Annotated in this window: 19 protein-coding genes; 10 read left to right on the top strand and 9 right to left on the bottom strand. The window is 40.0% G+C overall.

Annotation, left to right across the window (positions count from 1 at the left end; genetic code table 11):
- The first annotated feature begins 109 nt into the window (after positions 1–109).
- Positions 110–1,267: a sigma-54-dependent transcriptional regulator gene (locus QOL76_RS20775; protein ID WP_283414884.1), complete on the top strand. Its 1,158-nt coding sequence runs from the start codon at positions 110–112 to the stop codon at positions 1,265–1,267.
- A 187-nt stretch (positions 1,268–1,454) separates the two neighbouring features.
- Here the strand turns inward: QOL76_RS20775 and QOL76_RS20780 are convergent, their stop codons facing one another.
- On the bottom strand, positions 1,455–2,450 hold the full coding sequence (locus tag QOL76_RS20780) for an acyl-CoA synthetase family protein (protein WP_283414885.1): 996 nt from the start codon (positions 2,448–2,450) through the stop codon (positions 1,455–1,457).
- A gap of 67 nt (positions 2,451–2,517) precedes the next feature.
- Between QOL76_RS20780 and QOL76_RS20785 the strand changes: the two genes are divergently transcribed.
- Entirely contained in the window at positions 2,518–3,189 is a 672-nt protein-coding gene (locus QOL76_RS20785) for a hypothetical protein (protein WP_283414886.1), read from the top strand.
- A gap of 47 nt (positions 3,190–3,236) precedes the next feature.
- Here the strand turns inward: QOL76_RS20785 and QOL76_RS20790 are convergent, their stop codons facing one another.
- Complete coding sequence (locus QOL76_RS20790) at positions 3,237–5,651, bottom strand: alpha-ketoacid dehydrogenase subunit alpha/beta (protein WP_283414887.1); 2,415 nt, start codon at positions 5,649–5,651, stop codon at positions 3,237–3,239.
- A gap of 434 nt (positions 5,652–6,085) precedes the next feature.
- On the opposite strand from QOL76_RS20790, the gene ald reads away from it, so the two are divergent.
- Complete coding sequence (gene ald, locus QOL76_RS20795) at positions 6,086–7,204, top strand: alanine dehydrogenase (protein WP_283414888.1); 1,119 nt, start codon at positions 6,086–6,088, stop codon at positions 7,202–7,204.
- 855 nt (positions 7,205–8,059) lie between these two features.
- Here ald and QOL76_RS20800 read toward each other — a convergent pair.
- From QOL76_RS20800 to QOL76_RS20810, 3 genes are all read right to left on the bottom strand, one after another.
- Complete coding sequence (locus tag QOL76_RS20800) at positions 8,060–8,683, bottom strand: DUF6992 family protein (protein ID WP_283414889.1); 624 nt, start codon at positions 8,681–8,683, stop codon at positions 8,060–8,062.
- 222 nt (positions 8,684–8,905) lie between these two features.
- Positions 8,906–9,532 carry a LysE family translocator gene (locus QOL76_RS20805; protein ID WP_283414890.1) on the bottom strand — a complete coding sequence of 209 codons (627 nt, stop codon included), beginning with the start codon at positions 9,530–9,532 and terminating at the stop codon, positions 8,906–8,908.
- A complete protein-coding gene (locus QOL76_RS20810) occupies positions 9,529–11,079 on the bottom strand; it encodes a GH3 family acyl-acid amido synthetase (protein ID WP_283414891.1) in 1,551 nt (516 codons plus the stop codon). Before QOL76_RS20810 ends, QOL76_RS20805 begins: the two co-directional genes overlap by 4 nt.
- Before the next feature lie 49 nt (positions 11,080–11,128).
- On the opposite strand from QOL76_RS20810, the gene QOL76_RS20815 reads away from it, so the two are divergent.
- The 5 genes from QOL76_RS20815 (at position 11,129) to QOL76_RS20835 (ending at position 14,269) form a co-directional block, all read left to right on the top strand.
- On the top strand, positions 11,129–11,797 hold the full coding sequence (locus QOL76_RS20815) for a YggS family pyridoxal phosphate-dependent enzyme (protein ID WP_283414892.1): 669 nt from the start codon (positions 11,129–11,131) through the stop codon (positions 11,795–11,797).
- Between the two features lie 414 nt (positions 11,798–12,211).
- Positions 12,212–12,358: a lmo0937 family membrane protein gene (locus QOL76_RS20820; protein ID WP_283414893.1), complete on the top strand. Its 147-nt coding sequence runs from the start codon at positions 12,212–12,214 to the stop codon at positions 12,356–12,358.
- Between the two features lie 446 nt (positions 12,359–12,804).
- On the top strand, positions 12,805–13,221 hold the full coding sequence (locus QOL76_RS20825) for a hypothetical protein (protein ID WP_283414894.1): 417 nt from the start codon (positions 12,805–12,807) through the stop codon (positions 13,219–13,221).
- 71 nt (positions 13,222–13,292) lie between these two features.
- Positions 13,293–13,556, top strand: coding sequence for a hypothetical protein (locus QOL76_RS20830; protein ID WP_283414895.1), 264 nt, complete (start codon positions 13,293–13,295; stop codon positions 13,554–13,556).
- A gap of 2 nt (positions 13,557–13,558) precedes the next feature.
- Positions 13,559–14,269, top strand: a complete 711-nt coding sequence (locus QOL76_RS20835; protein WP_283414896.1) for a LytR/AlgR family response regulator transcription factor — start codon at positions 13,559–13,561, stop codon at positions 14,267–14,269.
- Positions 14,270–14,287: 18 nt separating this feature from the next.
- Here the strand turns inward: QOL76_RS20835 and QOL76_RS20840 are convergent, their stop codons facing one another.
- The 4 genes from QOL76_RS20840 to QOL76_RS20855 form a co-directional block, all read right to left on the bottom strand.
- The gene (locus tag QOL76_RS20840; protein WP_283414897.1) at positions 14,288–18,619 is read right to left on the bottom strand and encodes a PAS domain-containing hybrid sensor histidine kinase/response regulator; all 4,332 of its coding nucleotides are present in this window, start codon (positions 18,617–18,619) and stop codon (positions 14,288–14,290) included.
- A 791-nt stretch (positions 18,620–19,410) separates the two neighbouring features.
- Positions 19,411–20,139: a 3-deoxy-manno-octulosonate cytidylyltransferase gene (gene kdsB / locus QOL76_RS20845; protein WP_283414898.1), complete on the bottom strand. Its 729-nt coding sequence runs from the start codon at positions 20,137–20,139 to the stop codon at positions 19,411–19,413.
- A 218-nt stretch (positions 20,140–20,357) separates the two neighbouring features.
- Positions 20,358–22,817 (bottom strand): GumC family protein, encoded by a 2,460-nt coding sequence (locus QOL76_RS20850; protein WP_283414899.1) that lies wholly within the window; start codon positions 22,815–22,817, stop codon positions 20,358–20,360.
- Between the two features lie 5 nt (positions 22,818–22,822).
- The gene (locus QOL76_RS20855; protein ID WP_283414900.1) at positions 22,823–23,641 is read right to left on the bottom strand and encodes a polysaccharide biosynthesis/export family protein; all 819 of its coding nucleotides are present in this window, start codon (positions 23,639–23,641) and stop codon (positions 22,823–22,825) included.
- 119 nt (positions 23,642–23,760) lie between these two features.
- On the opposite strand from QOL76_RS20855, the gene QOL76_RS20860 reads away from it, so the two are divergent.
- Entirely contained in the window at positions 23,761–23,943 is a 183-nt protein-coding gene (locus tag QOL76_RS20860) for a hypothetical protein (protein ID WP_283414901.1), read from the top strand.
- Positions 23,944–24,129: 186 nt separating this feature from the next.
- Entirely contained in the window at positions 24,130–25,068 is a 939-nt protein-coding gene (locus QOL76_RS20865; RefSeq protein ID WP_283414902.1) for a GNAT family N-acetyltransferase, read from the top strand.
- The last annotated feature ends 597 nt before the right edge of the window (positions 25,069–25,665 follow it).

Here is a 25,665-nt window from a genome sequence, read left to right on the forward strand (position 1 = left end):
CAGCCTGTCCCGCCAGTACGGGAGTCTTCGGTCATCGGTCTTCCGACCAGATAAGCAAAGAATTTGAGGTGACTGGCATCATTGCGGATAATCATATTATATTTAAACTATGTCGAAAATACTGATCATTGATGACGAGAAAGTCATCCGCGCTACGCTCCGAGAAATTTTAGAGTACGAGAAATACACCGTTACAGAAGCCCAAAATGGAGAAGAGGGATTGATAAAATTGCAGGAAGATGATTACGATCTGGTTCTCTGTGATGTAAAAATGCCTAAAATGGACGGCATAGAGGTATTGGAAAAAGCCAAGGAACTGGAAAAATCTCCTCAGTTCATTATGATTTCTGCTCACGGTAGTATTGAGACTGCTGTGGAGGCTACCAAAAAAGGAGCTTTCGATTTTATCCCAAAACCTCCGGATCTGAATCGTCTTTTGCTGACTGTACGCAATGCACTGGATAAAAAGAATCTTGTAACTGAGACCAAGGTCCTCAAGAAAAAACTATCCAAGAAACTGGATATGGTTGGGGAATCAGCAGCTATTCATAAGGTGAAGGATACCATAGAGAAAGTGGCTCCTACTGATGCCCGAGTGCTCATCACAGGTCCAAACGGTACTGGTAAAGAACTTGTTGCGCATTGGGTACATGCCAAAAGCAATAGATCCTCTCAACCTTTTGTTGCGGTGAACTGCGCGGCAATACCGTCAGAACTAATTGAAAGTGAACTATTTGGTCACGAAAAAGGAGCTTTTACTTCAGCTCATAAGCAGCGTCAGGGAAAGTTTGAACAAGCTCAGGGAGGCACCTTATTTCTGGATGAAATCGGTGACATGTCTCTTTCTGCCCAGTCAAAAGTATTAAGGGCACTACAGGAAAACCTAATTAACCGAGTAGGGTCAGACAAAGACATTAAAGTGGATGTTCGGGTACTGGCAGCTACGAATAAGGACCTGAAGAAAGAGATTGAAGAGAATAGATTCCGAGAAGACTTGTACCACAGATTGAGTGTGATTCTAATTCAGGTTCCTGCTTTGAAAGACAGAAAAGAAGATATTCCTTTACTGGTAAATAAGTTTTTGGATGATATCTCACAGGAAAATGGCGATGCACCAAAAAGTATCAGTAAAGCCGCTCTGGCAAAACTGCAGGAGTATCCATGGACTGGAAATATCCGGGAACTGAGAAATGTAGTAGAGAGGCTGGTAATCCTAGGAGAGCCAGAAATTAGCCTTGAAGACATAAAAAAATACGCTGACTATTAAGTCAGCGTATTTTTTTTTAGCTATTGGCGTCCTGAGTAGTGGTCGCTTTTGCGTAAGCTGGACATGGCTTACTGGAGGCACATGCTCCCAAAGCTAAAATCCCAATTAATAATGCTGCTGTGGCTAATTTTTTCATATGTAAGTTATTATTCTTTTCAAATATGTTCAATTAATATTAAGATAGCAATTACTGAACCAAGAGATTACAGCCTCTGATTTCGCTATTGTCAAATCTCCCCAACACTTCCAGCATCCCATTTTCATCGATTCTCCCCAAATCCTGCGTTTCAATAAATGCACAGGAATGAAAATTTGCCAAATCGATTACATTGATTCCGCCTTGGCTTCTCTGAGTGATAGATAGCGGATCATTCACATCTCTTAGCATAACGCGCATAGAATCAGGTAGCGTATATTTTCCCTGGCCTTTTGAATATGCCTGAGACATCAATTCAGTCATCCCGTATTCAGAATAGATAGATTCCACCCCGAAATATGGTTTCAAAATATCATGAACCTCTTCCCGGATCATCTCCTTTCTCCGTCCCTTCATTCCTCCTGTTTCCATCACAATTAGATTCGAAGGGGCACTGATTCTTTTCCCTGATTCTGCTAAATCCAATAAGGCAAATGTAACTCCTAACAGCAGCACCTTTTTATTATCCTCGGCCAGCGATTCCATTTTTTCGATAAGCTCATCCTGATTATAGAGGTAAAAACCAGAATCCTCAGAATTGCTCACTTTAATAAAATGATCAGCCATACTGACTAGACTACTTCCCTTTCTCTCCAAATAAGCAGGCAAAAGCGCCAGGACATGAAAGCCCTTCAGTGATCCAAACTCATTTTCAAAAATACGCTGAGCATGTTCCAAATACCATTGCTCAGACCAAATGAAATGTTTGCTTGTAATCATTCCGGTAGTGCCGCTGCTGGAGAAAAACTCAGAAAAATCGCTTGTGTCTCCCGATATTACCTGATGATCCTTGAAAAAGCGGATAGGTAAAAAAGGAATTTGATCCAAGGATTTCACCTTTTCCGTATTTAGATTACGAGCAGCTAGATATTTCCTGTAAATTGGATTTGCCTGTGACTGGAAATGAAAAAGTTCCAGGGCAAGATTTTCGAATTCATCCGAACTCAAATTACTTACCCTGTTTGAAAAACTTTTAAAGTCCTGCATCGTTTTATATTTTGCATCAATCAACCAAAGTATTGGTTTAATTTGCTGGTAAATTTACTTTCGCCTTATGCGTTTAAAAAGCTATTTAGGAATATTCTTTTTGTTACTACTCGCAAGTGCCTGTATTAACCCCCCGGATAATTTCCCTTCTGTTCCCAAAATCACCTTTGAATCACTTGAATACGTCCCTACCAACGGTGCTGATTCACTTATAATTGGGATAGATTTTCAGGACGCAGAGGGAGATTTAGGCTTATCATCTACCGATGATGATCCGCCATTTCAAGATGTGGACTTCCAAAGGGATTCAAATGGTGAGTTGATTACTTATAGCAACAGACCTTCAGATGCTCCGTCTTATAACCCTATCGATTGGTTAGTAGATCCTATCGTCAATAATCAAGTGGTTAAAGACACGATTTGGGTAAAGCAGAATCCTAATCAGTATAATATATTTGTCAAGTTCTATATCAAAAGAAACGGGCAATTCACAGAGTTTAGATGGCAGGATCCTCCATACTACACTACATTTAATGGGCGTTTCCCTAGAATTTTAACTTCAGATGTGGGACAGGCTGTAGAAGGAAATATTAGTTACGGAATGCTATCCTCTGGTTGGGAACCTATCTTCAGAAGGGATACCATTCAAATTGCCGTAGAAATTCAGGACAGAGCACTTAATAGAAGCAATGAGGTTTTTAGCCCTGAAGTAACACTTTCACAAATCACAAGACAATAAAAAAAAGCCCTTCAGAAGGGCTTTTTTTATGATATATAATCAACTTTTCAGATTGCTGGATATTTCTTAGGATTTACTTCACTCATCATAGCATACACCTTCTCTACTACATCTTCCACGCTAGGCTTGGAGAAATAATCACCATCCGAAGAATAAGCTGGCCTATGGGCTTTAGCAGTGAGAGTTTGAGGTTCGGAATCCAGGAATTTAAAAACTTCCTGACCTTCAATTACTTGCTGTAGCATAAAAGCAGAACCGCCTCCTGGCACATCTTCATCAGCAAAAATCACTCTGTTAGTTTTTTTGATTGATTCACCGATGATTCCGTGCACGTCAAATGGCAAAAGCGTCTGAACATCAAGCACTTCTATCTCAATGCCCATTTCTGCCAAATCATTAGCGGCTTCCATCACTATTCTACACATGGAACCATATGTAACAATGGTTACTTCTGTTCCTTCTCTTAGAACTTCAGGCTTACCTAAAGCTACTGTGTATTCGCCCAAATTAACCGGCATTCTTTCTTTCAGTCGATAACCATTCAAGCATTCTATGACAATTGCAGGTTCATCAGACTTAAGTAATGCATTATACATGCCGGCAGCTTGAGTCATATCTCTAGGAACACAAACTACCATTCCACGCAAGGAGGAAAGTATCATTCCCATAGGTGAGCCTGAATGCCAGACACCTTCTAATCTATGTCCACGCGTACGCACGATCATTGGAACTTTCTGCCCTCCTTTAGTACGGTAGTTTAAACAGGCAACATCGTCCGAAAGCATTTGAAGTCCATAGAGTAGGTAATCCAAGTATTGGATTTCCGCTAATGGTCTCAAACCGCGCAATGCTGTCCCTATCCCCTGCCCTATAATCGTACATTCCCTGATTCCTGTATCGGCAACACGTAGCTCCCCATGCTTTGCTTGTAAGCCTGCAAAGGCTTGGTTAACATCTCCTATCTTACCCACATCCTCACCGAAGGTAAAGAAACGCGGGTCTTTTTCGAGGGTAAGGTCAAAATAAGACTGTAGTACTTCTCTCCCATCTACGAATGAAGACGTATCATTGAATTGGGCAGGTACTTCCTCCACATTCAATACACTCCATTTTGATTGGCTATACAGATGTGAATTGTATCTATCGAAATTTAAATCTGCCTGTTTTGAAAACCAGTTTTTCAAATCAGCTTTAACAGCCGGGCTATCCAATCTCAAGGTCAAAAGTGCCTTACGGACTGCCATTACTACATCCTTTCTTATTGGATTAATAGTCTTGGAGAGTTCCTCAGCGATTTGATTGATTATAACTTTTCTCGTGCTATGCTGTGCTGCCTCCCTTAAAAGCGTGACAACTTCATTTAATTCCTTTTTGATTTCACTGGAAAAATTAGACCAAGCAGCCTCTTTTTCCTGCTTCACCTGAGCTTTGGCCCCAGCCTCTATTTTGTCTAGAGTATCTGCATTGGCAATTTGATTGCTTAGGATATATTCTCTGAATTTGGAAATACAATCCCAGTCTTTCTCCCACTGAAGACGCTTTTTGTCTTTGTATCGTTCATGAGATCCCGAAGTAGAATGGCCTTGCGGCTGGGTCATTTCAAGCACATGTATCAATACTGGCACATGAGAGGTTCTAGCCAGCTCTCCTGCTTCCACATAAGCATTCAGTAATGCCTCGTAATCCCAGCCATTCACTCTGATGATTTCAATTCCTTTTTCGGAATCCGTTCTTCCAAAACCTTCCAAAACCTCCGAAATACTTCCTTTGGTTGTATGAAACTCATTTGGAACAGATATTCCATAGCCATCATCCCAAATGGATATTACCATTGGTACCTGCATTACCCCTGCAGCATTGATAGTTTCGAAAAACATTCCTTCCGATGTGGATGCATTTCCTATGGTCCCCCAGGCAACTTCATTACCGTTTACTGAGAACTTAGTCATATCCTTCAGCCCTTTATTTTCTCTGTAAAGCTTGGAAGCATACGCTAAGCCAAGAAGCTTAGGCATTTGAGCAGCTGTGGGTGAAATATCAGCAGCAGAATTATACATTTTGGTCAGATCCTTCCAAGTTCCATCCTCATTAATGGATCTTGTAGCGAAGTGCCCATTCATCAGGCGCCCTGCACTGGCAGGCTCTTCCTCTACATTGGTATGGGCGTATAACTGAGAAAAATATTGTTGAACTGTCAATTCACCGATAGCCAGCATAAAAGTCTGGTCTCTGTAGTACCCTGAGCGAAAATCTCCAATCTGAAAGGCTCTGGCCATAGCGATCTGCGCTAGTTCCTTACCATCTCCAAAAATTCCAAACTTCGCTTTTCCCATAAAAACCTCTTTCCTACCCACCAACGAAGCATGCCTACTGATCATGGCAATTCGAAAATCTTCAAGTATAGCTTCTTTGGAAAGATTCGGAGAATTCAGGTTTTTTGGAACTGATTGAACTTCTGACATAGAGGTTAATTTACTAAAGTTATTTGGGTTTTACTTAGCTGATTTTTTGAATCATTCAAAAATAGCCAAATCCCCCTTCTATGCAAATTTCAACAATATAAATTTTCAATCAAAAATTTTGACCGAGGTCATTAATAAGATTCAAAACAGAATTTAATTTTGAAAAACAAATATTCTCCATTAATAGTAGCAGGGAATTCAAAAACCCTGTAGACTATAAACCAAGCATTTAGCTAAAAAACCACTTCAAAATTTTAAATGCTTAATTTTCCTTTTTTAAAATTTGCTAAATGTTTTTGGGTATTATCGGAATATAATTTCGAAATCAATTTATTTTCGAAAGCATACCAAATACTATTCTTTACTGTGTAAATCGGTAGCTTTTCACTTACTATATTTGTGGGCAAGTTTATTTAAATCCAAAATTTGAAGTCATGATTATAGGTGTTCCTAAGGAAATCAAAAACAACGAAAACCGGGTAGCTCTTACTCCTGCCGGTGCACAAGAATTGGTAAAAAGAGGTCATTCTGTTTACGTTCAGCACACCGCTGGTGAAGGAAGTGGCTTCCCAGATGAGATGTATGTAGAAGCTGGTGCTACTATTCTTCCTACTATTGAAGCGACATACGAGATCGCTGAGATGATTATGAAGGTAAAAGAGCCAATAGAAGCTGAATACCCACTGATCAAAGAAGATCAATTGTTGTTTACTTATTTTCACTTTGCTTCCTATGAGCCATTGACTAAGGCGATGGTAGCTAGTAAGTCTGTTTGTCTTGCTTACGAAACTGTAGAAAAGCCGGATAAAAGCCTTCCACTTTTGGTTCCTATGTCTGAGGTAGCCGGTAGAATGGCCGTTCAAAAAGGAGCGAATTATCTGGAGAAGCCTCTTGGTGGAAGAGGAATTCTTCTAGGTGGAGTACCGGGTGTACTTCCTGCTAAAGTATTGATCCTCGGCGGTGGTATTGTAGGTACACAGGCTGCATGGATGGCAGCGGGACTTGGTGCAGATGTTACTATTATGGACCTTAACTTGCAGCGTTTGCGCTACTTAGCTGATGTAATGCCTGCCAACGTGAATACCATGATGTCTAATGAATTCAACATTAGAAAATTGATCCAGAATCATGACTTGATTATTGGTGCTGTATTGATTCCAGGTGCAAAAGCTCCTCACTTGATCACCCGTGATATGTTGAAGGATATGCTTCCTGGCACTGTGTTAGTGGATGTGGCAGTAGATCAAGGAGGATGTATCGAGACTTGTAAGCCGACTACGCACCAGGACCCAACTTTCGTGATCGACGATGTGGTTCACTATTGCGTGGCAAACATGCCAGGTGCTGTACCATACACTTCTACTTTGGCATTGACAAATGCAACTCTTCCTTACGCTATGCAATTGGCTGATAAGGGCTGGAAAAAAGCTGCTCAGGATAATCCTGATTTGGTTCCAGGTTTGAATATTATCAATGGTGATATTGTATATCAGGCAGTAGCAGAAGCGTTTGACATGGATTACACTCCAGTGATAAAGTATTTGGCTGACTGATAAGAGCTGATTTTAATATATATGAATCCCTTTGGTGAAAGCTGGAGGGATTTTTTTGTAAAAATTTAACCACTGAGGTCGCAGAGGTTTCGCAGAGAGCGCAGTTAAAAGGTGTATGAGCTTTTCAGAAGAAGTGGCAGTAATATCAAAGACCAAGGTGCCTTAAAGAATGAACCTTTTTTACCACAAAGTGCGCAGAGAAAAACGCCTTTTACCGCAAAGCGCGCAGAGGAAAACGCGGAGGTCGCTGCTCAGACTTGGCATCAATTCTTGACCATTAAAATTTGCCTATTGAGCATTGAACCTTTTTTTCCAGAGAGGTCACGGGGGATAACCCAGACAGCGCAGGTTAAAGATGATATCCTCGATAAAAAACCTCGATAAATTTACTGTCCCGTTAGGGACCTACTATGGGTAGCAAGTTGAATTAAAATCGATACCAAAGTGTCTTTAGGTACGATGCTCTTTCGGGTTGAACCTTTTTTACCGCAAAGTGCGCAGAGAAAAACGCCTTTTACCGCAAAGCGCGCAGAGGAAAACGCGGAGGTCGCTGCTCAGACTTGGTATCAATTCTTGGCTATTAAACTATAGAATTCCTCGCCCCTGTTAGGAAAAATTATGGATAGTTCTTTGATGTGAGTTATGGAATAACTACCGATCGTGCCGTTGGCACTCAAAACTGTAATTAAACCTTAAATCTACCCAGAATTCCATTCTGGGCTCTTACAAGTCTTGCCGTTGGCAAGAGACTTACAGAAGAATCGACCAGCTTTAAGGAAAATTCAAACGGATCGTGACGTAGGCACTCAAAGACTTACCCATCATTATTTCAACCCAGAATTTTATTCTTGGCTATTAGTGATCAGATCCTAATGGGATGCGGATATTGAAACCAGTTGGGCCTAAACTGATCTGATTTACAATTTGAGGAAGTTCTTTGGCGTGTGTGTGATGGAATGTGTACATGACTGCATCGAAAGTCAATAGGAATGCTCCCTGTAAAATGATAGACTTTCCAAAACCAACAAATTTATCCTTATCGATCCGAAGTCCACGTTCTTTCAGATACAAACCTCCGGCAATATAGGCGATATCTAGAGCTGCATTGAAAAGTAATATTTTCTCCATATTCTGCTGAGCATCCATGGTTGACCAGAAGTCAGTGCCTGCATTTTCCTTGGTTGCCTGCCAATAACCAAATCCCGCAATCACCAAATTAACTGTGTTCCAATACAAATTCATCTGATGAAAGGCTTTCGTCTGCCCAGTGGTTTGACCCGCTGCTATTCCACCCCAAATCATATTTCCAACAGCCCATCCACCCAAAATCATCATTCCTTTTTCATTGTACGAAATCCTGGTTTGGTTGAATTCCTGAAGTTCTGGAATAGTTTGAGCAAAAGTCTCCATAGGTATAAAGACGGCAGTCAGCAGTACCAATAAAAGTATAAGAGAATAGGACGATGATTTATTGAACATAGAGGAGGGTTTGAGAGGGAGGAGTGATGACCGATGACCGATGTCCGATGTTAGATGTTAGATGACTGATGACTTATGTCCGGTGTCCGGTGTCCGACCGATAACCGACAACCAACAACCAACAACCGACAACCGACAAACGACAACCGACAAACGACAAACGACAAACGACAACCGACAAACGACAACCGACAACTTCAACGCTTTTGTTCTTATGATTGTTTAAACATTCCCTATTGCAAACCAGATCAATCGAATCCCAAAACCTATCATGGCAACCCCAACGGCTTTATTAAGCCAGAACATAAATTTTGGCGTTACGAAATGAGCTAATTTCTTTGCTATGTATGCTTTGATGAGATCAATGACAAAGACGGTAAGAAGAATTCCCAAGTAATAAGACCAAATAGCTGTTTTGTCAAAATCGGATTTTAAGTGAACCAAACTGGCGATGGAAATCCAGAAAAGAAGTACAAATGGATTGATGCCATTGATACTAAAACCCTTTAGAAATGCACTTCGCTTTTTGGCTCTACGAACTTCTTCAACTTTAGCATCAGGCTTCGTCGCTTGTCTTTTCACCAAATAGCTTATGCCAAAACCTATCAAAATTGCTCCACCCACATAGCCTAGGATGGATTCGAAATAAGTGGCTTCTGCTAAGAATTTTATACCGAAAAAAGTAAGAAGCACATAAAGTGCATCGCTGGTTTGAATTCCTAATGCTACCATAGCAGCATAGCGAAAACCCTTTTCCAGGCTACTTTGAATTAAGGTGAAAAACACGGGGCCTATCATTGCAGAAAGCAACAGACCCATACTTATTCCTTCAAGCAGCGCTTGACTCATAGCTTGATATCTCTACTAGATAGAAATGCCTGCCAATTTGCGGCTTTCTCTCCCTTGAGCACCCTTGGGAATTTGTAAGACCCTCCCTCCTTTCCTTGCTCCTTTAGCCACTCATAAAATACAGCGGATGGTATAACCGAAACTATCACCTCTCTCAACGCATGATTTCTTTCCACTGCATAATCATCGTTGAGCACTTTTAAATACCTATCTATGGTGTCACTTAGGACTTGGGAGTCCATAGCAGCATCCAGTCCTATAAACCAATGGTGGGCAAACAAAGTACCATGTGGAACTCCAATCACAGTGAATTCACGGATATTCAAATCATGCTCCTCAGCAGTGAGTTCTATGGCTTTATTCATATTATCAACCGAAAGGTGCTCCCCGCATAGACTTAAGAAATGCTTGGTACGACCAGAAATAATTATCTCTGATTCCTCTTTGGACACAAAGCGCACCACATCGCCAATCAGGTAACGCCAAGCTCCAGCACAGGTGCTAATCAGAAGCGCATAATCTTTCCCCTCCTCTACCTCATCAATTTTTAAAGTTTTAGCATCTGCCTTGATATTTCCTTCCTCATCAAAATTATCCTCAGTAAAAGGCACAAACTCATGGAAAATACCATTATTCAGAACCAAGCGCATGGATTTGCGATTTGGCAAGGCCTGAAAAGCCAAAAAACCTTCAGAGGCCAAGTAGGTTTCCAAGTAGAGCAACGGCCTGCCCAAGAGCTTCTCAAATCCCTTTTTATAAGGTTCGAAGGAAACGCCCCCATGGACGAAAATCTGCAGGTTTGGCCAGATTTCATGAATGTTCTTTACCTTATATCGTTCAATTATTTTTTCAATCAGGATTTGAAGCCAGGCTGGTACCCCAACGATAATTCCTATGTCCCAGGACTTCGCTTTTTCTACAATTTGATCAAGCTTATCTCCCCAGTTTTTGCTCCTTGAGATCTTTTTCCCAGGCTTGTAAAAACGCTGAAACCAAATCGGCAACCTTCCTGTGGTGATACCACTTAAATCGCCTGAGAAATACGTACCGTTAAACTCTAAGTCCGTACTTCCGCCCAACATCAAAATACCTTTTGTCAGCAAAGAAGCTGGCAAGTCATACTTGGAGAGTGAAAGAATTTGGCGCACTCCAGTTCTACGAATGGCTTTCACCATATCTCTGGTGATGGGAATGAATTTGGAGGTGGCGCCGGATGTACCACTGCTCAAAGCGAAATGCCTAACCGGACCCGGCCAAGTAACATTGGGTTTACCTTCTAGGAGTTTGTACCACCATTCTTCGTGTATGCGGTTATAATCATAAATAGGAAGCTGAGCTTTATACATCTCATAAAAATCACCTTCTCCCTTTCGGAAGCTCTTTAGAATTTTAGCAAAATCATACTTCCTTCCTATCTCCGTATCAGCTGCCTGAATCAGTAATTTCTTCAATTCCTGACGCTGTAGTTCCAAAGGATGAGAGTATTCTTGCTCTAGACTCTCCCTCAGACGGATGCCTTTTTTTAGTAAAGTACTAATGATCGCCATATCTTTGTTTTAGGCCTTCTTTAAAAATAGTAAAGCATAAAAATAGAAAATGGACATCAAAGCCAACCTCGAAAAAGTAAAAAAAACATTCATAAATCAGGATTGTCTCCTGGTTGCCGTGAGTAAGACCAAACCCTTGGAAGACCTAAAAGTGGCTTACTCGGCTGGAATCAGGGACTTTGGAGAAAATAAAGTGCAGGAGCTTCAGGCAAAACAACCTGAAATGCCTCAGGACGTCAAGTGGCACATGATTGGTCATCTACAAAGTAACAAGGTCAAGTATATCGCTCCTTTCATTCACCTGATTCATGGCGTGGATTCCTTCAAACTGCTCAAAGAAATCAATAAGCAGGGAAAAAAGATTGATAGGGTAATAAATGTGCTTCTTCAAATGCACATTGCCGAGGAGGAAAGCAAGTTCGGTTTTGACACCAAAGAATTAAATGAAATGCTTTCAGATCCTGATTTTTCAAACCTTAGTCATGTGTCTATTCAAGGTCTGATGGGAATGGCTACCTTCACAGAAAATCAAGATCAGGTCAGAAAGGAGTTTCGGGGGCTCAAATCACTTTTTGACGAATTAAAAGAAAGACAACTTCCTGCCTTTGTACAACTGGTAGAACTGTCAATGGGAATGAGTGGTGATTACCTGATTGCTCAGGAAGAAGGAAGTACCATGGTGAGGATAGGCTCTGCGATTTTTGGGGGAAGAGGGTAAGAAGGAAAAATTTTGATCTGGAGATTTGGGACTATTTATTATGGTAATATGAAATTCTGCCGGAGGCCTAATTGAATCACCAGATACCTCACATACTTCGAGAGCTTTCAGTAAGCAAACTCGGTATCCAAGGATATTTCTGCCAGCTTCCCAGCACACTATATCTTCAAAATTAAGCCTGTGGAGGATAAACGGGGAAATTTGCAGCGCTTGCAGAGAAGTGTCATTCTATTGTTTTTCCTCCTTAAAATTATTCCCACTATGGGATTTATAATTCCCAGAAAAATCATAAAACCGTATAAAAGTAACAGAAAAACGCCCTAATTCGCTGAATTAGGGCGTTTTTCTGTTAATGGCATTAGGATTGAATTTATAGGTAAGCAAAAGTTCAATCATAAATTAAACAAACATATCATGAGTTCTATATTATATATCATTGCAGTAATTCTATTAATCGGCTGGATAATTGGCGTATTTATTTACAGCGTAACTGGATTGATACATATTCTTTTAGTACTAGCACTAGTAGCTGTCATTTTTAAATTAATTGGAGGGAGGTAGTGAGCTAACCTTTGTATCACAGCCCCAACTATTGTCTTTACTCTGTACTACATTTCGAAGAACATAGGATGAAATTTCATCCTAGTGTCTAAAAGAGAAATCACTGCATTTCATTTAAATAGGCGCAAGGCAGACTAAAACATAGATTTATTGGGCTGAACACATTTCCATTCACCGACAAATCTGTGCAATTCGACTATAGATTATTCCAACTGAGCCATAATCCCAATTTTTAGTTTTTTCAATTTATGACATTTGTTAACACAAAGCGGAAAAAGCGCGGCACAAGCCGTGAGGTCTTTTACCCAATCAATTTTGTTAACATCATAAATTAAGAGAATCAATAGAAGGCAGTAGTTGGAGTAGAAAAAGAGCGCAGAATAAGTTGTCGATCACCCCCACCCCTGGCTTGCCCCGAATAAATCCCAACGCGAAAAGTCAATACAATGGTAAATCTCACTGATCTAATAATCACCCACTATGGGACCAATCAACCGGATCAAATAGTAGATAGCTATGAAATGATTAAAGCAATACTTGTGGATTTTGAGGGGCAGGCCAATTTTACTTTCAAACTCGATAATACACTCCCCTTAATAAACGGGGACCCAGAGCAACTAACACTACTATTTAAAGACTTCATTAGTAAAGGATTCGAATTATTCAAAGGCTTAACCGAAGAAATTAATATCAGCCACATCAAAGATTCCAAATCCTGGATTTTTACATTTTCCGCTGTAGCTGTTCCTAATGAAGACCTGATAAAGAGCAAGTTTAACTTTCTAGACCTAGTCAATGAATTCACCTTGGCGATTTCAAAGAAGACTCCTTCCAGAAAAGTAGATGTTATTTTAAGCTTTTGAATTAAAACACGATGGAAACCCCCTCCTTAACGTATCTGAAGGATTTGTCAAAAGGCAACAAAAATTTCGAAATGAAAATTTTCAAAATATTGCTTGATGAACTTCCTGCTGAATATGAAACTTACCAACATGCCATCAAAACCCAAAATTACTATTGGGCTGCTGATATAGTACATAAAATCAAACACAAAGTGGCTTTCTTTCAAATGAAAGAGGCTCTATCCATCACTGAGAAGCATGAAACAGCTTTAATAGCAGGAAATACAAATTATCAACTAGAATTTCAGGAAGTTTTAAGTAATATTCTTACATTTCTTCCCGAACAATATGAGTAGTTATGAACTGCATAATCATTGACGACGAAAGTGTGTCAAGAGAAATACTAACTTTTTTATGTGAAAAAGAGCCTGATTTAGAGGTGGTAGGAAGTTTTTCAAATGCCTTGGATGCATTTAGATTCCTCAACAAGGAACAGGTAGATCTGATATTTCTGGATATCCATATGCCGGGATTCAGTGGCTTTGATTTTATCCAAACTTTAAAAAAGCCAACGCATATCATCCTGACTACTTCAGACCAAAGTATTGCCATACATGCTTTTGATTATGATACTATAATTGATTTCTTAACGAAGCCTATAGATCCCAACCGATTAAAGAAAGCAATCGGGAAAGCCTTCAAGATCCACAAACAGGAGGACACAACTGCTTCTGAATTGAAATCAGATAAAGGTGATAAGAGTCAATTTTACATCAATATTGACAAGAGATTGATAAAACTCAATGCAAATGAGGTAAATCTGATTGAAGCACAGGGAGATTATGCCCTTATCAAATTGGATAACCAGGAGTATAGAGTTCACAGTACACTCACAAAGATTTTCGAAAAATTATCTCCTGATTCATTTTTTCAAGTTCATAGATCCTACATTATCAACCTTCATAAAATAATTGATATACAGGACAATACCGTGCTGATTAAGAAATCAGTAATCCCTATCAGCAGATCCAGAAGAGCTGAATTAATGAGCAGACTTAATCTGATTTAAATTCATCAGGATTGCCATTTAATTTCCTAATTCCTGCTTTTGCAATTCCACCTGACTTAGTACCAATTCAATTTCATTTCGCAACAGATCTAACTTCTCCAGGAGATAGTTCTTTTCAAATACAGAAGCTTTTTCAAACCCCGTAGCCATTTTTGCGAGAATAGGCATCCCGGAAGATACAGCAGTACCATATAGTTTATGACCTGCCTCATTCAACCCATGCAAATCCTCCTCCTCTATTCTCTTACTTAAATCTTGGAGTGATCCTATTAATTCTGCTTTAACCGTATCTAAAATCCTAGCTAACACCTGTTTGTTATTGCCGGTATAATTTAACAGCGTGTTTTTAGAGTAATGGTCTTCTGAAACAGCTTGGGATTCAGCTGTAGTTTCGACTACAAGCCACTTTTTAAAGACCTCCCGCAGCGTAGCTTCTACCACTGGTTTAACTACAAAATCATCCATACCCGCTTCCATACATTTCTCACGTTCTCCTTTTACATTTCCAGCTGTAAGGGCAATAATGGGCACTTGCACCTGCCTGTCTTTAGTAATTGCCCGGATATTCCTAGTGGCTTCATACCCATTCATTTCAGGCATTTGCAAATCCATTAGAATCAGATCAGGCGTTTCCATTTTACAATATTCTAAGGCCTCCGACCCATTAGTTGCTTTGATCAAAATGGCGTTGGGAAAGGTGCGCTCAATAATAGTTTCTGCAAGCAGCATATTCACCGTATTGTCTTCTGCAATTAAAATTTTGTATTGAGTCTGCTGCAGCTCTATACTTTCCTTTTTTGCACTGTTTGCATTTTCCTCATGGGTATGTAGGCGAGAAAGGGTATAATAAAAATCCTGAAGTTTGATGGGCTTCACCAAGCGGTGCTTCACGCCAAGCTCCTTACACACCTTCAGTATTTTTTGATCGTCAGAAGAGCTTTGAAGCAAAATCACAGGCATTTCACTTAAATCAGCTATGAAGCTCTCTTTGATCTTCTTTATAGTCTCCAGGCCATCCATAAACGGCATATGGTAATCCATTAGGATCACATCAAAATGTTCTCCTGTGGCTAAAATCTGAAGTGCTTCCAGACCATTCTTAGCTTCGGTGGATTGTATATTCTTCAGTAATAGCATCTGGCTAACTATCAGCCTGTTGTTATCATTGTCATCCACTACCAAGACTTTCTTGATGTCTTCAATTTCAAACCATTCTATAGGTTCTCCCATTTCAGTCTCCAAGATCACCTCAAAAAAGAAGGTACTTCCCTGGCCAATAGTTGAAACCACTTGCAAGGTGCTATCCATCAACCCAAGGAGACGATTGGAAATAGTTAAACCCAAGCCGGTACCACCATATTTTTTGGTAGTAGAACTGTCTTCCTGGGAGAAAGCTTCGAAAATCTTTTTCTGTTTCTCCGGATGAATTCCGATGCCAGTGTCTCTAACTGAAAATCTCAATTTAGAATACTGTCCCTTAGACCCTAGGTTTTCCACCTTCAATTCTATTTCACCTTTTTCAGTGAATTTTGAGGCATTACCCAATAGATTGACCAAAACTTGCTTCAGTCTATCCGAATCAGCATAGATAAATCTAGGAAGATCACTTTCGATATTGAGAAGCATTTCAAGGCCCTTATTCTGGATCTGATAGGCAATAATATCCGTAGCCTGAGCACACATTTCGTAGAGATCAGCCTTATCAATATCCAGTTCAAGTTTACCAGCTTCTATTTTAGAAAAATCCAAAATATCATTGATAATACTCAGTAAGGCATTCCCGGATTGATTTACGATAGACAAGTATTGATGCTGTGTCTCATTTAATTTAGTTTTGAGCAACAAGTCAGTAAATCCTATTACTCCATTCAGGGGAGTTCTGATTTCATGACTCATATTAGCCAAAAATTCAGATTTTGTTTTACTAGCTTCCTCTGCCTGGCCTTTGGCCAATTTTAATTCCTCCCGCTGACTAATGAGTGAGGTGATGTTTTGTGTGAAAATCATCATTCCTCCAATTTCCCCATCGTGGAGATACCAAGGGCGCATCTCCCAAGTCACATGTTGCGGCTTATCAAATCCTCGAAGCGTATATACCTCTTCTTCTCTCTTTTCTATAGCTCCATTTAATACCCGCTTATGTCTTTCCACCGCTGAAGGTGTAATGCTTTCAGCAAATACATCGTAGTGCGATTCACCGATCAAGGCTCTACCACTCAATTTATACTCATCTATCCATCGATTAGAGACGGCTAGGTAGCGCATTTCTTTATCGAGCATGGCTACAGCTGCTGGAGTATGTTCTACAAAGGCAGAAAGTCTGCTCTTTTCATTGATGAGGTCAAGTTCTACTTTTCTATTCTCCGTAATATCAATGGCTACACCTAAGTATCCTACGCTTGTAAAATCAGGATCTTTTATTGGAGTAATAATCAATGAAACCAAGCGCTTTTCTCCATCTTTTCTCAGGTATGTCCAGATTCTTTGCTCAGAACCATCTCGCTCAGGACGAGTAATGAACACCTCAAATCCTGAAACTTTTCTTCCTAATTCCTCCGAAAGTTCTGACCCAAGCTCTTCTATTTCTTCTTCTAAATGAATCAATGCCGGGGTTTGCTTACCAACCATTTCTTCAGAGGAGTAGCCAAGCAATTTTTCAGCTCCCCGATTAAAAACAGTGATCACTCCGTTTAGATCTGTAGCAATAAAGCTTACTTCGGAAGAAGCATTAAATACATCATCCAGTGTTTTTTTGGCCCTTGTCGCTACCAGCTCAATCTTCTTTCTTTGATCTATATCCTGAAATGTCCCAAACAACCGAGTACAAACCCCATCAGTAAACTCCGGGTGCCCAATAGTTCGCACCCATAATACATTCTCCTTTTGGGTGACTAGTTCCAATTCTAAATCCCAGGGCTCACCAGTAGCTATAGCATTCTCCACAGCTTCTGTAATTCTATTTCTACTTTCCCCTTTTTTATAAAAATTGATTCCGGTTTCTATGTTCGGTTCAAAATCATCTTCAGCTTCATGAATTAATCTGGTGACGGGTGTCCAAAGCACATTTTTACTGATAAGGTCAAGACTCCAGCCTCCTACTCTCGCTACCTTACCCGTTTCCTCCAGCAATTGCTTTGTCTTATTTAGGTCTTCCTGAAGCTCTGAGCGAGAGGTAATATCAATGGCATTACCGATTATATAGGTGGAATCATCCACCTTACTTTTCTCCAGTACATTATTAAATAGCCAAATGCGCTGAGAACCATTTTTGTGCTTGGTAATCATCTGCCCATTGGCTCTGCCCTTCGTTAAAATTACTTTTAGGTAATTTTCCAGTTCATCATGCTTGTCGGTGGGCATGATATCATAAAGGCTCATAGCTTTAATTTCATTCACCGTATACCCTAAAATATTCGCTCCTGAATCATTGACAGTCAAAAAGTTACCTTTTACATCATGTGTACACATGAGTCCTTGTGAGTTTTCAAAAAATGACCTTAGCTTCTCTTCACTTTCTACAAGTTCCAATTCCTTCTTTCTTTCCTTCGAAATATCTCTTCCAATAGCGAAAATACTTCCTGTTTCAGGTTCAGGAGAAGCCATCCATTGAAGCACCTTGTAAGACCCATCAATGGTTCTGAATCTATCTATAAAGTTTACGGTGGGAATCCCAGAGGATAGTTTCTGTACTTCCAAAGCTGTTTTGTCCACATCATCCGGATGAATCAATTCGAAGAAGGATTTATTCAACAAAGTGTGCTCATCCCAACCTAGAATCTGATGAAAGGAGGGGCTTACCTTTTTGAAAAAACCATCTGTACCAGCTACACAAACTAGATCTGAGGAGAATTGAAATAGTTTTTCATAATGGTAAAGCTCTATGTTAATTTTCCTGTCACGGAGCATACTCATCAGCCCTCCTGCAAGAATCTTTAATCCTGTGATCTGCTCCTCATTTAGTGTTTTGGATTCCAGGTCCAGCACTGCCAATGCTCCCAAGAGGTTGCCATGAATATCCTTAATCGGAAGCGCTGAGAAAAAATTAACTCCTTTTTCCCTTAAGGGATTATCGAAATCCTGCTTCTCTTCTGACAATAAAATAATCTCGGATTGCTGAAGTGCTAAAAAAGTAGTGTCTAGATCTGAAGCTATCAAATCCTGAATCTTTCCCTGTTGGGATTTAATCCAAACCTTATCAGTTCCAAAAAAGTAGATTAATCCCTTAGAGGATGCCGAAATCATCATGGATAGCTTGGCTATTCCGTCTAACTCCAAATCCTTATCGGCATTTAGGATTTGTAGTCCTTCTAGAGATTTCAATCTAGAACTGTCTCCATATGAGTAATTCATATTTTGCATTGATCAAAGTAATCTTGGTAATTGAAACTGAGTAAAATATAGCGAAAAGACAATTTAAAGTTCGTTCTATCCTGAATTTAATGGAAAGGTAAGTTGTCCGCTAAACTAATATCTACAGAAGAAAGTATAGCTTCTGTTTATTATTGGATAATTTTTCTTGAGAGAATTAACATCACCTACTCCTTCCTCCATTTTATATAGGTTTTATCTTTGTCACTTTTTGGCGGCCAAAAAGTAACCAAAAAGCCCTGAGCCTCGGTCTTTTCTTTCCGCTGATACCGTTTTTTATTCATTTTAAACAGCAATGCAGCGGAATTTTGTAATGGATTTCACATCTGAAAATGACTGGATCTTATCTGCCCTACAGACTGTCCCAAGCCTAAAATCTTCCACTGGAAGATTTTTAAACGGCTTGAACTCTCAGGAGCTAAGTCATTTTCTTAACGGTGTTCAACCCATTACAAAACCGAAAATCCCGCAAGGCTCACCCATCCGGATGACAGCCTCCAGAAACCATCATAAGAAACAAATAAATTGTTAACTCCATTAAAATCGTGGTAGTACCTAAAAATTAATATGATTTTAGAACGTGGTAGGGATTGTGGGGTTGGATGTTTGGAATTTGGGACTGTTGAAAAACGAATGAATAAGGGGTCTTTCTATGAGAGAAAAATCTTAGTTGACCTACTCAAAAGAGCGCTCTATGCACTCCATGTGAAATAATTCAACTATGGCTCGCTTGTAGAAATGATAGAAAACTTAGCTCTAAATAGCCTTGTACATTAATTCCTCAGCCCCATAATACTTCTGGCCCTTTCCAGATCTTCCAAGGTATCTATAGCCACCGCATGATGAACAGTAGAAACCATCCTAATCTTAAAGCCATTTTCCAGCAAGCGTAATTGCTCAAGCATTTCAACCTTCTCCAGGGTACTTTTCTCCAATGAAGTATAATGAATCAAGGCTTCCCTTCTATAGGCGTAAATTCCAATATGCTTCCAATACTGAAGATCTCTGATTTTATCCCTATTGTATGGAATAGGTGATCTTGAAAAATACAGGGCATCCCCTTTAAGGTCAGTAATAACCTTTACAAAATTTGGGTTTTGGGCTTCATCCTCCGAGATCAGGGTTTTCAGGGAAGCTATTTCTACCGCTTTATCCTCAAAGACAGCCACCAAATCCTCCAAAGACTTCTTGTCTTGAAAGGGTTCGTCTCCTTGCACATTCACAATGATCCCGGCTTCCACTTTTTCCAGAGCCTCCGCTATTCTATCGGAGCCACTTTCGTGAGCTGTCTCACTATAAAACACATTCCCTCCTACTGCCTCAATCTGCTTTTTGATCTCCATATGATCGGTGACCACCCAAACCTCATCGAATACATGGGTATCGATAGTACTCAAATAGGTTCGTTGGATAACAGACTTCCCTCCAAGATCTTGTACAAGTTTGGCAGGCAAGCGCGTGGAAGCATATCTAGCGGGAATTAGAGCGGCAGTTTTAGGCATGGGGTTAAAGTGAAATTAAGGATTTGAAATTTGAGGTATCAAGAATTTCCGGAAGCATGAAAAGGTGGATGATTCTTCACCTTTTTGGTGGGAATATCGGTGTCCGAAGAACAAAGAAGGTGTGACTCACACTTTGCAAATATTCATACTTATTCCCGCTTTCTACACAATATCAGGATAGCATTCTTATTTAGGAATTGTCAGTCTAGACCAAACAATTACTTTACTTTGAATAGTTTGATTAGTTTTTGAATTACTCCAGCCTGGCTTTTCTTGATTTTCTTCTTCTTTGTCTCCAGATCATCTCCATAGTAGTTATACATGTACTTGTTGTTCTGAGAATACAAGTAGGTATTTCCATACCCATAATTGTACCCTTCGTAATGGTATCCTGAATTGATGATACCATTGAAGACTCCGTAAACATTTTTCACCTGCTTATTATTGAATAAGTCATTGATCATTACCAGGTGATCCTTCACAGTATAATTCTGCCTAACCACATATAGATTAATATCAAATAATCGCATTAAATCTATGGTCTCTGATACTAGTCCCATAGGAGGAGTATCAAAAATCACCACATCAAATTGCGATTCCAAGTAATTTAGGAATTCAATTAGCCTTGGCGTTTGCAATAATTCTGCAGGATTTGGAGGAATTACTCCGGATGGTACAAACCAAAGGTTTTCATGAGCTGTAGGCTTTACTATTTCTTCCGCCTCCACTTTACCAATTAAGTAGGTAGAAAGTCCTATGCGATCAGATTCTCCAAAATAGGAAGCCAATTTAGGTCTTCTCAAATCCCCTCCTACCACTACGGTTTTTTTTGAGCCCAAAGCCATAGCTGAGGCAAGATTCAAAGAGGTAAAGGTTTTTCCTTCTCCAGAAACAGATGATGTTACCAGAATTTTCTTGGTATTTTTTCCACTAGCAAGGTAAGTAATTGCCGAGCGCAGGGATCTGAAAGATTCTGCTACCGCTGATTTAGGAAAATCCAGCACAACCTTATTCGTATCCTTCAAGCTAAAGCCTACAATCCCGAGTTGAGGAATCATAAAATGCTTTTTCAGGTCTCTTTGATCCTTGATGGTATCATCAAAAATATCCCTTACCACTATGAAACCGAATGGTAAAAGAAATCCCAACACTATGGCTAATCCATAATTCTGTTGCTTCTTTGGAAAGATGAGCGTCCCTCTTCTGGCAGCATCCAAAATAGCATTATCAGAGACATTTGAAGCCATGGCGATACCGGCTTCAGCACGTTTCTCAAGCAAGTAAGTATATAAGGATTCTCTCAGTTTAAATTCTCTGAAAATCCCTGCATACTCAGATTCCGACTCAGGTAAGGTGGAAAACTCGGCATCATAAACCCGGATATCCCGTAGGATGCTGCTCTTCTTTTGCTTGGTATTTTCTATTAAGTTTACAACGTTCTCAAACAGAGCATCCTGGGTTTTATCCATCTGCACATCGATTTTCAGTACTTCAGGATGATTCTCATTGACTGTAGCAAGCAATTTTCTACGTTCTTGGGATAAGGTCACCAAGGTTTGAATCAGGCCATTCAATAAAGGATCTGGAATCCCAATGACTGAGGGAGCAATTACATCAGAAAAATCCTTGCTTTTTTGTTCCATGTAGGCCCGAATCTGCTCGAAATATTCCAGCTGATAATCTATCTCAGCATTCATTTCATCGAGGGTATTCATTTTCCCTAGGATATTGGAAAATTCGGCTGACACATCCAGCAATTTGTTTTCCACTTTAAAATCCTGCAATTCCCGTTCTTTTTGCTGGAGGGAATCCTCTAAAAAACCCAACTGCTCTTCAATAAACGCAAGTGTGTTTTCCTGAATTTTATTCTTTTCGCTCAGATCGTACGCAATGTAAGATTGCATAAGGGAGTTAATATAATCCCTGCCTTTTTCCACCACCTTGGTAGTGGTGCTGAGGCGAAGGACGGAACTGTATTCATTCTGCAGTGAAACTTGAATAGATCTAGCGTAGGAGTCTTCCAAGGAGGATGGATCTCTAAGTTTAAAGACCAATTGCTCATTAGTTCTGCCGGGATTTACCAGGTGAACGGTAAACTTTGATTTGGCAGTAACTATCTCTTCGCCAAAAGAATAGGTTTTATTGTAAATAGATTCGTCACCTGCAGCCATGGCTGAATTGAAATCCAGCAAACTGGACTCCTCCTGGGCTAACCTGAAGGTTTCTCCAGATAGTATTTCGAGCTGAATAGGTACATCAGATAACTGAAAGTGATCCCAGTCGACCTCAATTCTAATCGGAGATCTGTCATACAATTCTATTGCCTTGATATTAGTCTTTGCATAATACTCCACATCAAAATGAAGCTTTTTCAAGGCCTCACGAGCTAGGCCCTTTGACTTAAGTCGGAGAATGTCATTTTCCAGATTAAGACCGGTGGAAAAAATGTTTGATCTATCGAGGATTCTAGCTTCGGGAGAGGTATTTGTCTTAATCATCATCGTTCCTGAGACCTCATATTCATCTACCGTGTAGCGGTGAAAAAGAAAGGTGACAATCAGAAATAGTATGATAAAAAGGGCGTACCAAGGCCAATAGCGAATGTACTTAGCGACCACATACCTGATCTCCAGAGCCTTCTCCTCGTTGTCTAACTGGCTTAAGTCTAACTTCTCCATAGCTACTAGTTACCGGTTACCAAATTTATAATCAGAAGAGTGGATGCAAGCAATCCGGCAAACAGGGCCAAGGATGCTGTAAGGTTATCTGCGTTTCCAAACTGCCTGATATTCATCGGCTCCATATACAAGATATCATTAGGTTGGATGAAATAAAAGGGGCTGGCCAAAATAGCTCTGTCATTCAAATTAATTTGATGGATTTTAGTACCTCCATCGTATTGACGGATAATAAAAAGCTTGTTTTTCTTTCCCAAGATGGTGGTCTCACCTGAATTTGCCAAGGCATCGAAAATAGTTGCTCTATTCTTATATATCACATTGACTCCTACGGAATTAAACTCCCCTAGAGTGGTATATCTTATTCCCGCTATTCCCAGTTTGACGAAGATTTCTTCCTTGAAAAACTTGTTGATTTCAAGTTGGACCTTATCCTTTGCTTCTTCTTCTGTAAGTCCCGAGATTTTAATTTTTCCAAGCTTTGGAACTTCTACAAAACCTAGCTGATCTATGGAATATCCGCGGAAATATAGGGGATCCGAACCTCCTCCTCCGCCACCAGCTCCGCCTCCCATTCCCCCCATGTTTTGGGAATTTTGAAAGGAGAACGCTTCTATCAGTTCTGCATCAGAAGTTGCAAAATCAATGGAGACTATATCAAAGGGTTGCAATATGTACTGATAGTCAACTTCAGCAAAAGGAATAAATTCATTTAACTCAATCGGGGTATTGTCAGGGAGGTTTTGCAGATAGGTAATTCGCTTATTACTGATACAACTTGTAGCAAAAATCACAATGCTGACGACAAAAAGGATTTTCTTCATTCTAGAAGCATAAATTTAGCTTGGATCAAATATATAAAAATACTTGGGGAGAAGGTGTATGGGGCTTAGTTGTTTGTAGATGACCGATGACCGATGTGGGAATTTAAAATGTAAGAATTATGAATTTAAAATTGGATGAACGATGTGCGATGGCCGATGTGGGATGTGCGATGTTGGGTGTGGGAGGTCAGAAGGGTGAAAATAACCTAATGGGTCCAAAGGGGTCAAACCTATGTAGTAAATGGGAAAGACTGAGGTATACTACTCTCCTGTCCGGAATTACCTATGTACTAAGAAAGTAAATGCAGGAGGATGTAAACGGGAATTCATTTAGACGATTAACCTTTTAGATTATTTAATTGCAGCAACATTCTGCGGCAAATACCCTTTAGTACTAGCGCAAGTGAAATCACACAAATGAACTTTCAGCTATATATCCATTCAAAGCTCTCGTAAACCCAAATAAAAAATCTTCCTATCTTCAACCCATGCAGATCAGAAAGGCTATTTCCAGTGATTTACCAGCAATTATTAAGCTATTAAGAACCTCTTTGGGGGAAAGTATGATTCCCAAATCTGAGGAACTTTGGCACTGGAAGCATGTGGCTAATCCTTTCGGTACATCACCCATACTTCTTGCCGAGGATAATGGGATGATCTGTGGGGTACGTGTTTTTCTAAGATGGGAGTTTCTACAAGGTGAAGAAATCATCAAAGCCTGCCGGGCTGTAGACACCGCTATTCATCCAGACTATCAAGGCAAAGGAATTTTCAAGAACCTTACACTTTCACTGATAGAAGAACTCAAAAGTGAGGGAGTGGATTTGATTTATAATACACCCAATACTCAAAGTATGCCAGGTTACCTGAAGATGGGCTGGGAAAAATGGGGGAAGTTACCCCTGAAAATCCACTTTAACCTAAGTGTAGGTAAAAGTAAAAATCAGTCTCAGACAAGTGACTGGAGCAGTATTAGTGACTTGATTAAGAAAATAGAGCACACTTCTTTTAGTACCAATCTGATTAGAACTAATCTAGTCACCGGCTATATTCATTGGCGCTATATTACTTGCCCTCTTTTTCCTTATGATTTCATCAGCGATAGCGAGAGCTACCTACTAATCTATAGGATTAAGGAAGGGAAAATTGGCAGAGAGCTTAGAATTGTAGATTTCTTCCAGCTTTCAGATTTTGGTGAGAATGAAAAGAAACAGCTGAACACTCGATTGAAAACAATTGAAAAAAATGAGAAAGTCAGGTTCACTTCCTATTCTGGTTTACAGTTTGGAAAAGAGTTGCCTATAGAAATGGGTTTAATGCCTGTGATGTCTATAGGTCCAGAGGTAACACTTAGGAAAGTAGGACTTTCTGAGGATTTATTGCAGCGGCCTTGGGGTTGGAGTTTGGGGGATTTGGAGGTTTTTTGAAAATCTGAAAATTGATTGATGCCGGGTGCCCGGTGTCCGGTGAGGAGGAATTGAGAATTGAGAATTTAAAATTTAAAATTTAAAATGGGTGGAAGTTCCGCCACGGAGGACAGGTGGTGGTTGTTAATTGTTGGTTGTTGGTTGTTGGTTGTTAGTTCCGCCACAGCGGACAGGTATTGGTTCCGCCACAGCGGACAGGTGTTGGTTGGCTACAATTTAAAATAAAGGAATTGAGAATTTAAAATGGTAAGAGATCTGGGATTTGGAGAGCATGCCGTAGGTATGCAAGATGGGTAGCACCGGGTTTTAACCCTGGAATTAAGGTTGTAATCGTTCACCAGCGCTGGCCCGGAATCGTCTAGCGGAGACGCGGTGTTGTGCCAGCAAGATGGAACCAGAATTGATTTCGGGTTTCTTTGGTAAGAAAAAATGGTCTGTGAGACACAGACCATGGATGGAGATAGCTGGTGTTGAATGTTGAGTGACCGATGTTAGATGTTATTAATGATGAATGTAAAATTTCGAATATCGAATGATGAAGTAGGAAGAGGTCAAGAAATAGGATTGTAGTCAATAGGCTGGGGTTTCAACCCCAGC

Origin of the sequence: Algoriphagus winogradskyi (assembly GCF_900182815.1) — a bacterium.
Classification (GTDB): Bacteria; Bacteroidota; Bacteroidia; order Cytophagales; family Cyclobacteriaceae; genus Algoriphagus; species Algoriphagus winogradskyi.

Bases quoted from the DNA above. Each gene is read 5' to 3' on its own strand.
- QOL76_RS20865 (WP_283414902.1), top strand. From the start codon at position 24,130: ATGCAGATCAGAAAGGCTATTTCCAGTGATTTACCAGCAATTATTAAG.
- kdsB (WP_283414898.1), bottom strand. From the start codon at position 20,139: ATGCCTAAAACTGCCGCTCTAATTCCCGCTAGATATGCTTCCACGCGC.
- QOL76_RS20855 (WP_283414900.1), bottom strand. From the start codon at position 23,641: ATGAAGAAAATCCTTTTTGTCGTCAGCATTGTGATTTTTGCTACAAGT.
- QOL76_RS20800 (WP_283414889.1), bottom strand. From the start codon at position 8,683: ATGTTCAATAAATCATCGTCCTATTCTCTTATACTTTTATTGGTACTG.
- QOL76_RS20850 (WP_283414899.1), bottom strand. From the start codon at position 22,817: ATGGAGAAGTTAGACTTAAGCCAGTTAGACAACGAGGAGAAGGCTCTG.
- QOL76_RS20815 (WP_283414892.1), top strand. From the start codon at position 11,129: ATGGACATCAAAGCCAACCTCGAAAAAGTAAAAAAAACATTCATAAAT.
- QOL76_RS20825 (WP_283414894.1), top strand. From the start codon at position 12,805: ATGGTAAATCTCACTGATCTAATAATCACCCACTATGGGACCAATCAA.
- QOL76_RS20830 (WP_283414895.1), top strand. From the start codon at position 13,293: ATGAAAATTTTCAAAATATTGCTTGATGAACTTCCTGCTGAATATGAA.
- QOL76_RS20835 (WP_283414896.1), top strand. From the start codon at position 13,559: ATGAACTGCATAATCATTGACGACGAAAGTGTGTCAAGAGAAATACTA.
- QOL76_RS20805 (WP_283414890.1), bottom strand. From the start codon at position 9,532: ATGAGTCAAGCGCTGCTTGAAGGAATAAGTATGGGTCTGTTGCTTTCT.
- QOL76_RS20785 (WP_283414886.1), top strand. From the start codon at position 2,518: ATGCGTTTAAAAAGCTATTTAGGAATATTCTTTTTGTTACTACTCGCA.
- QOL76_RS20775 (WP_283414884.1), top strand. From the start codon at position 110: ATGTCGAAAATACTGATCATTGATGACGAGAAAGTCATCCGCGCTACG.
- QOL76_RS20780 (WP_283414885.1), bottom strand. From the start codon at position 2,450: ATGCAGGACTTTAAAAGTTTTTCAAACAGGGTAAGTAATTTGAGTTCG.
- ald (WP_283414888.1), top strand. From the start codon at position 6,086: ATGATTATAGGTGTTCCTAAGGAAATCAAAAACAACGAAAACCGGGTA.
- QOL76_RS20790 (WP_283414887.1), bottom strand. From the start codon at position 5,651: ATGTCAGAAGTTCAATCAGTTCCAAAAAACCTGAATTCTCCGAATCTT.
- QOL76_RS20860 (WP_283414901.1), top strand. From the start codon at position 23,761: ATGAATTTAAAATTGGATGAACGATGTGCGATGGCCGATGTGGGATGT.
- QOL76_RS20810 (WP_283414891.1), bottom strand. From the start codon at position 11,079: ATGGCGATCATTAGTACTTTACTAAAAAAAGGCATCCGTCTGAGGGAG.
- QOL76_RS20840 (WP_283414897.1), bottom strand. From the start codon at position 18,619: ATGAATTACTCATATGGAGACAGTTCTAGATTGAAATCTCTAGAAGGA.
- QOL76_RS20820 (WP_283414893.1), top strand. From the start codon at position 12,212: ATGAGTTCTATATTATATATCATTGCAGTAATTCTATTAATCGGCTGG.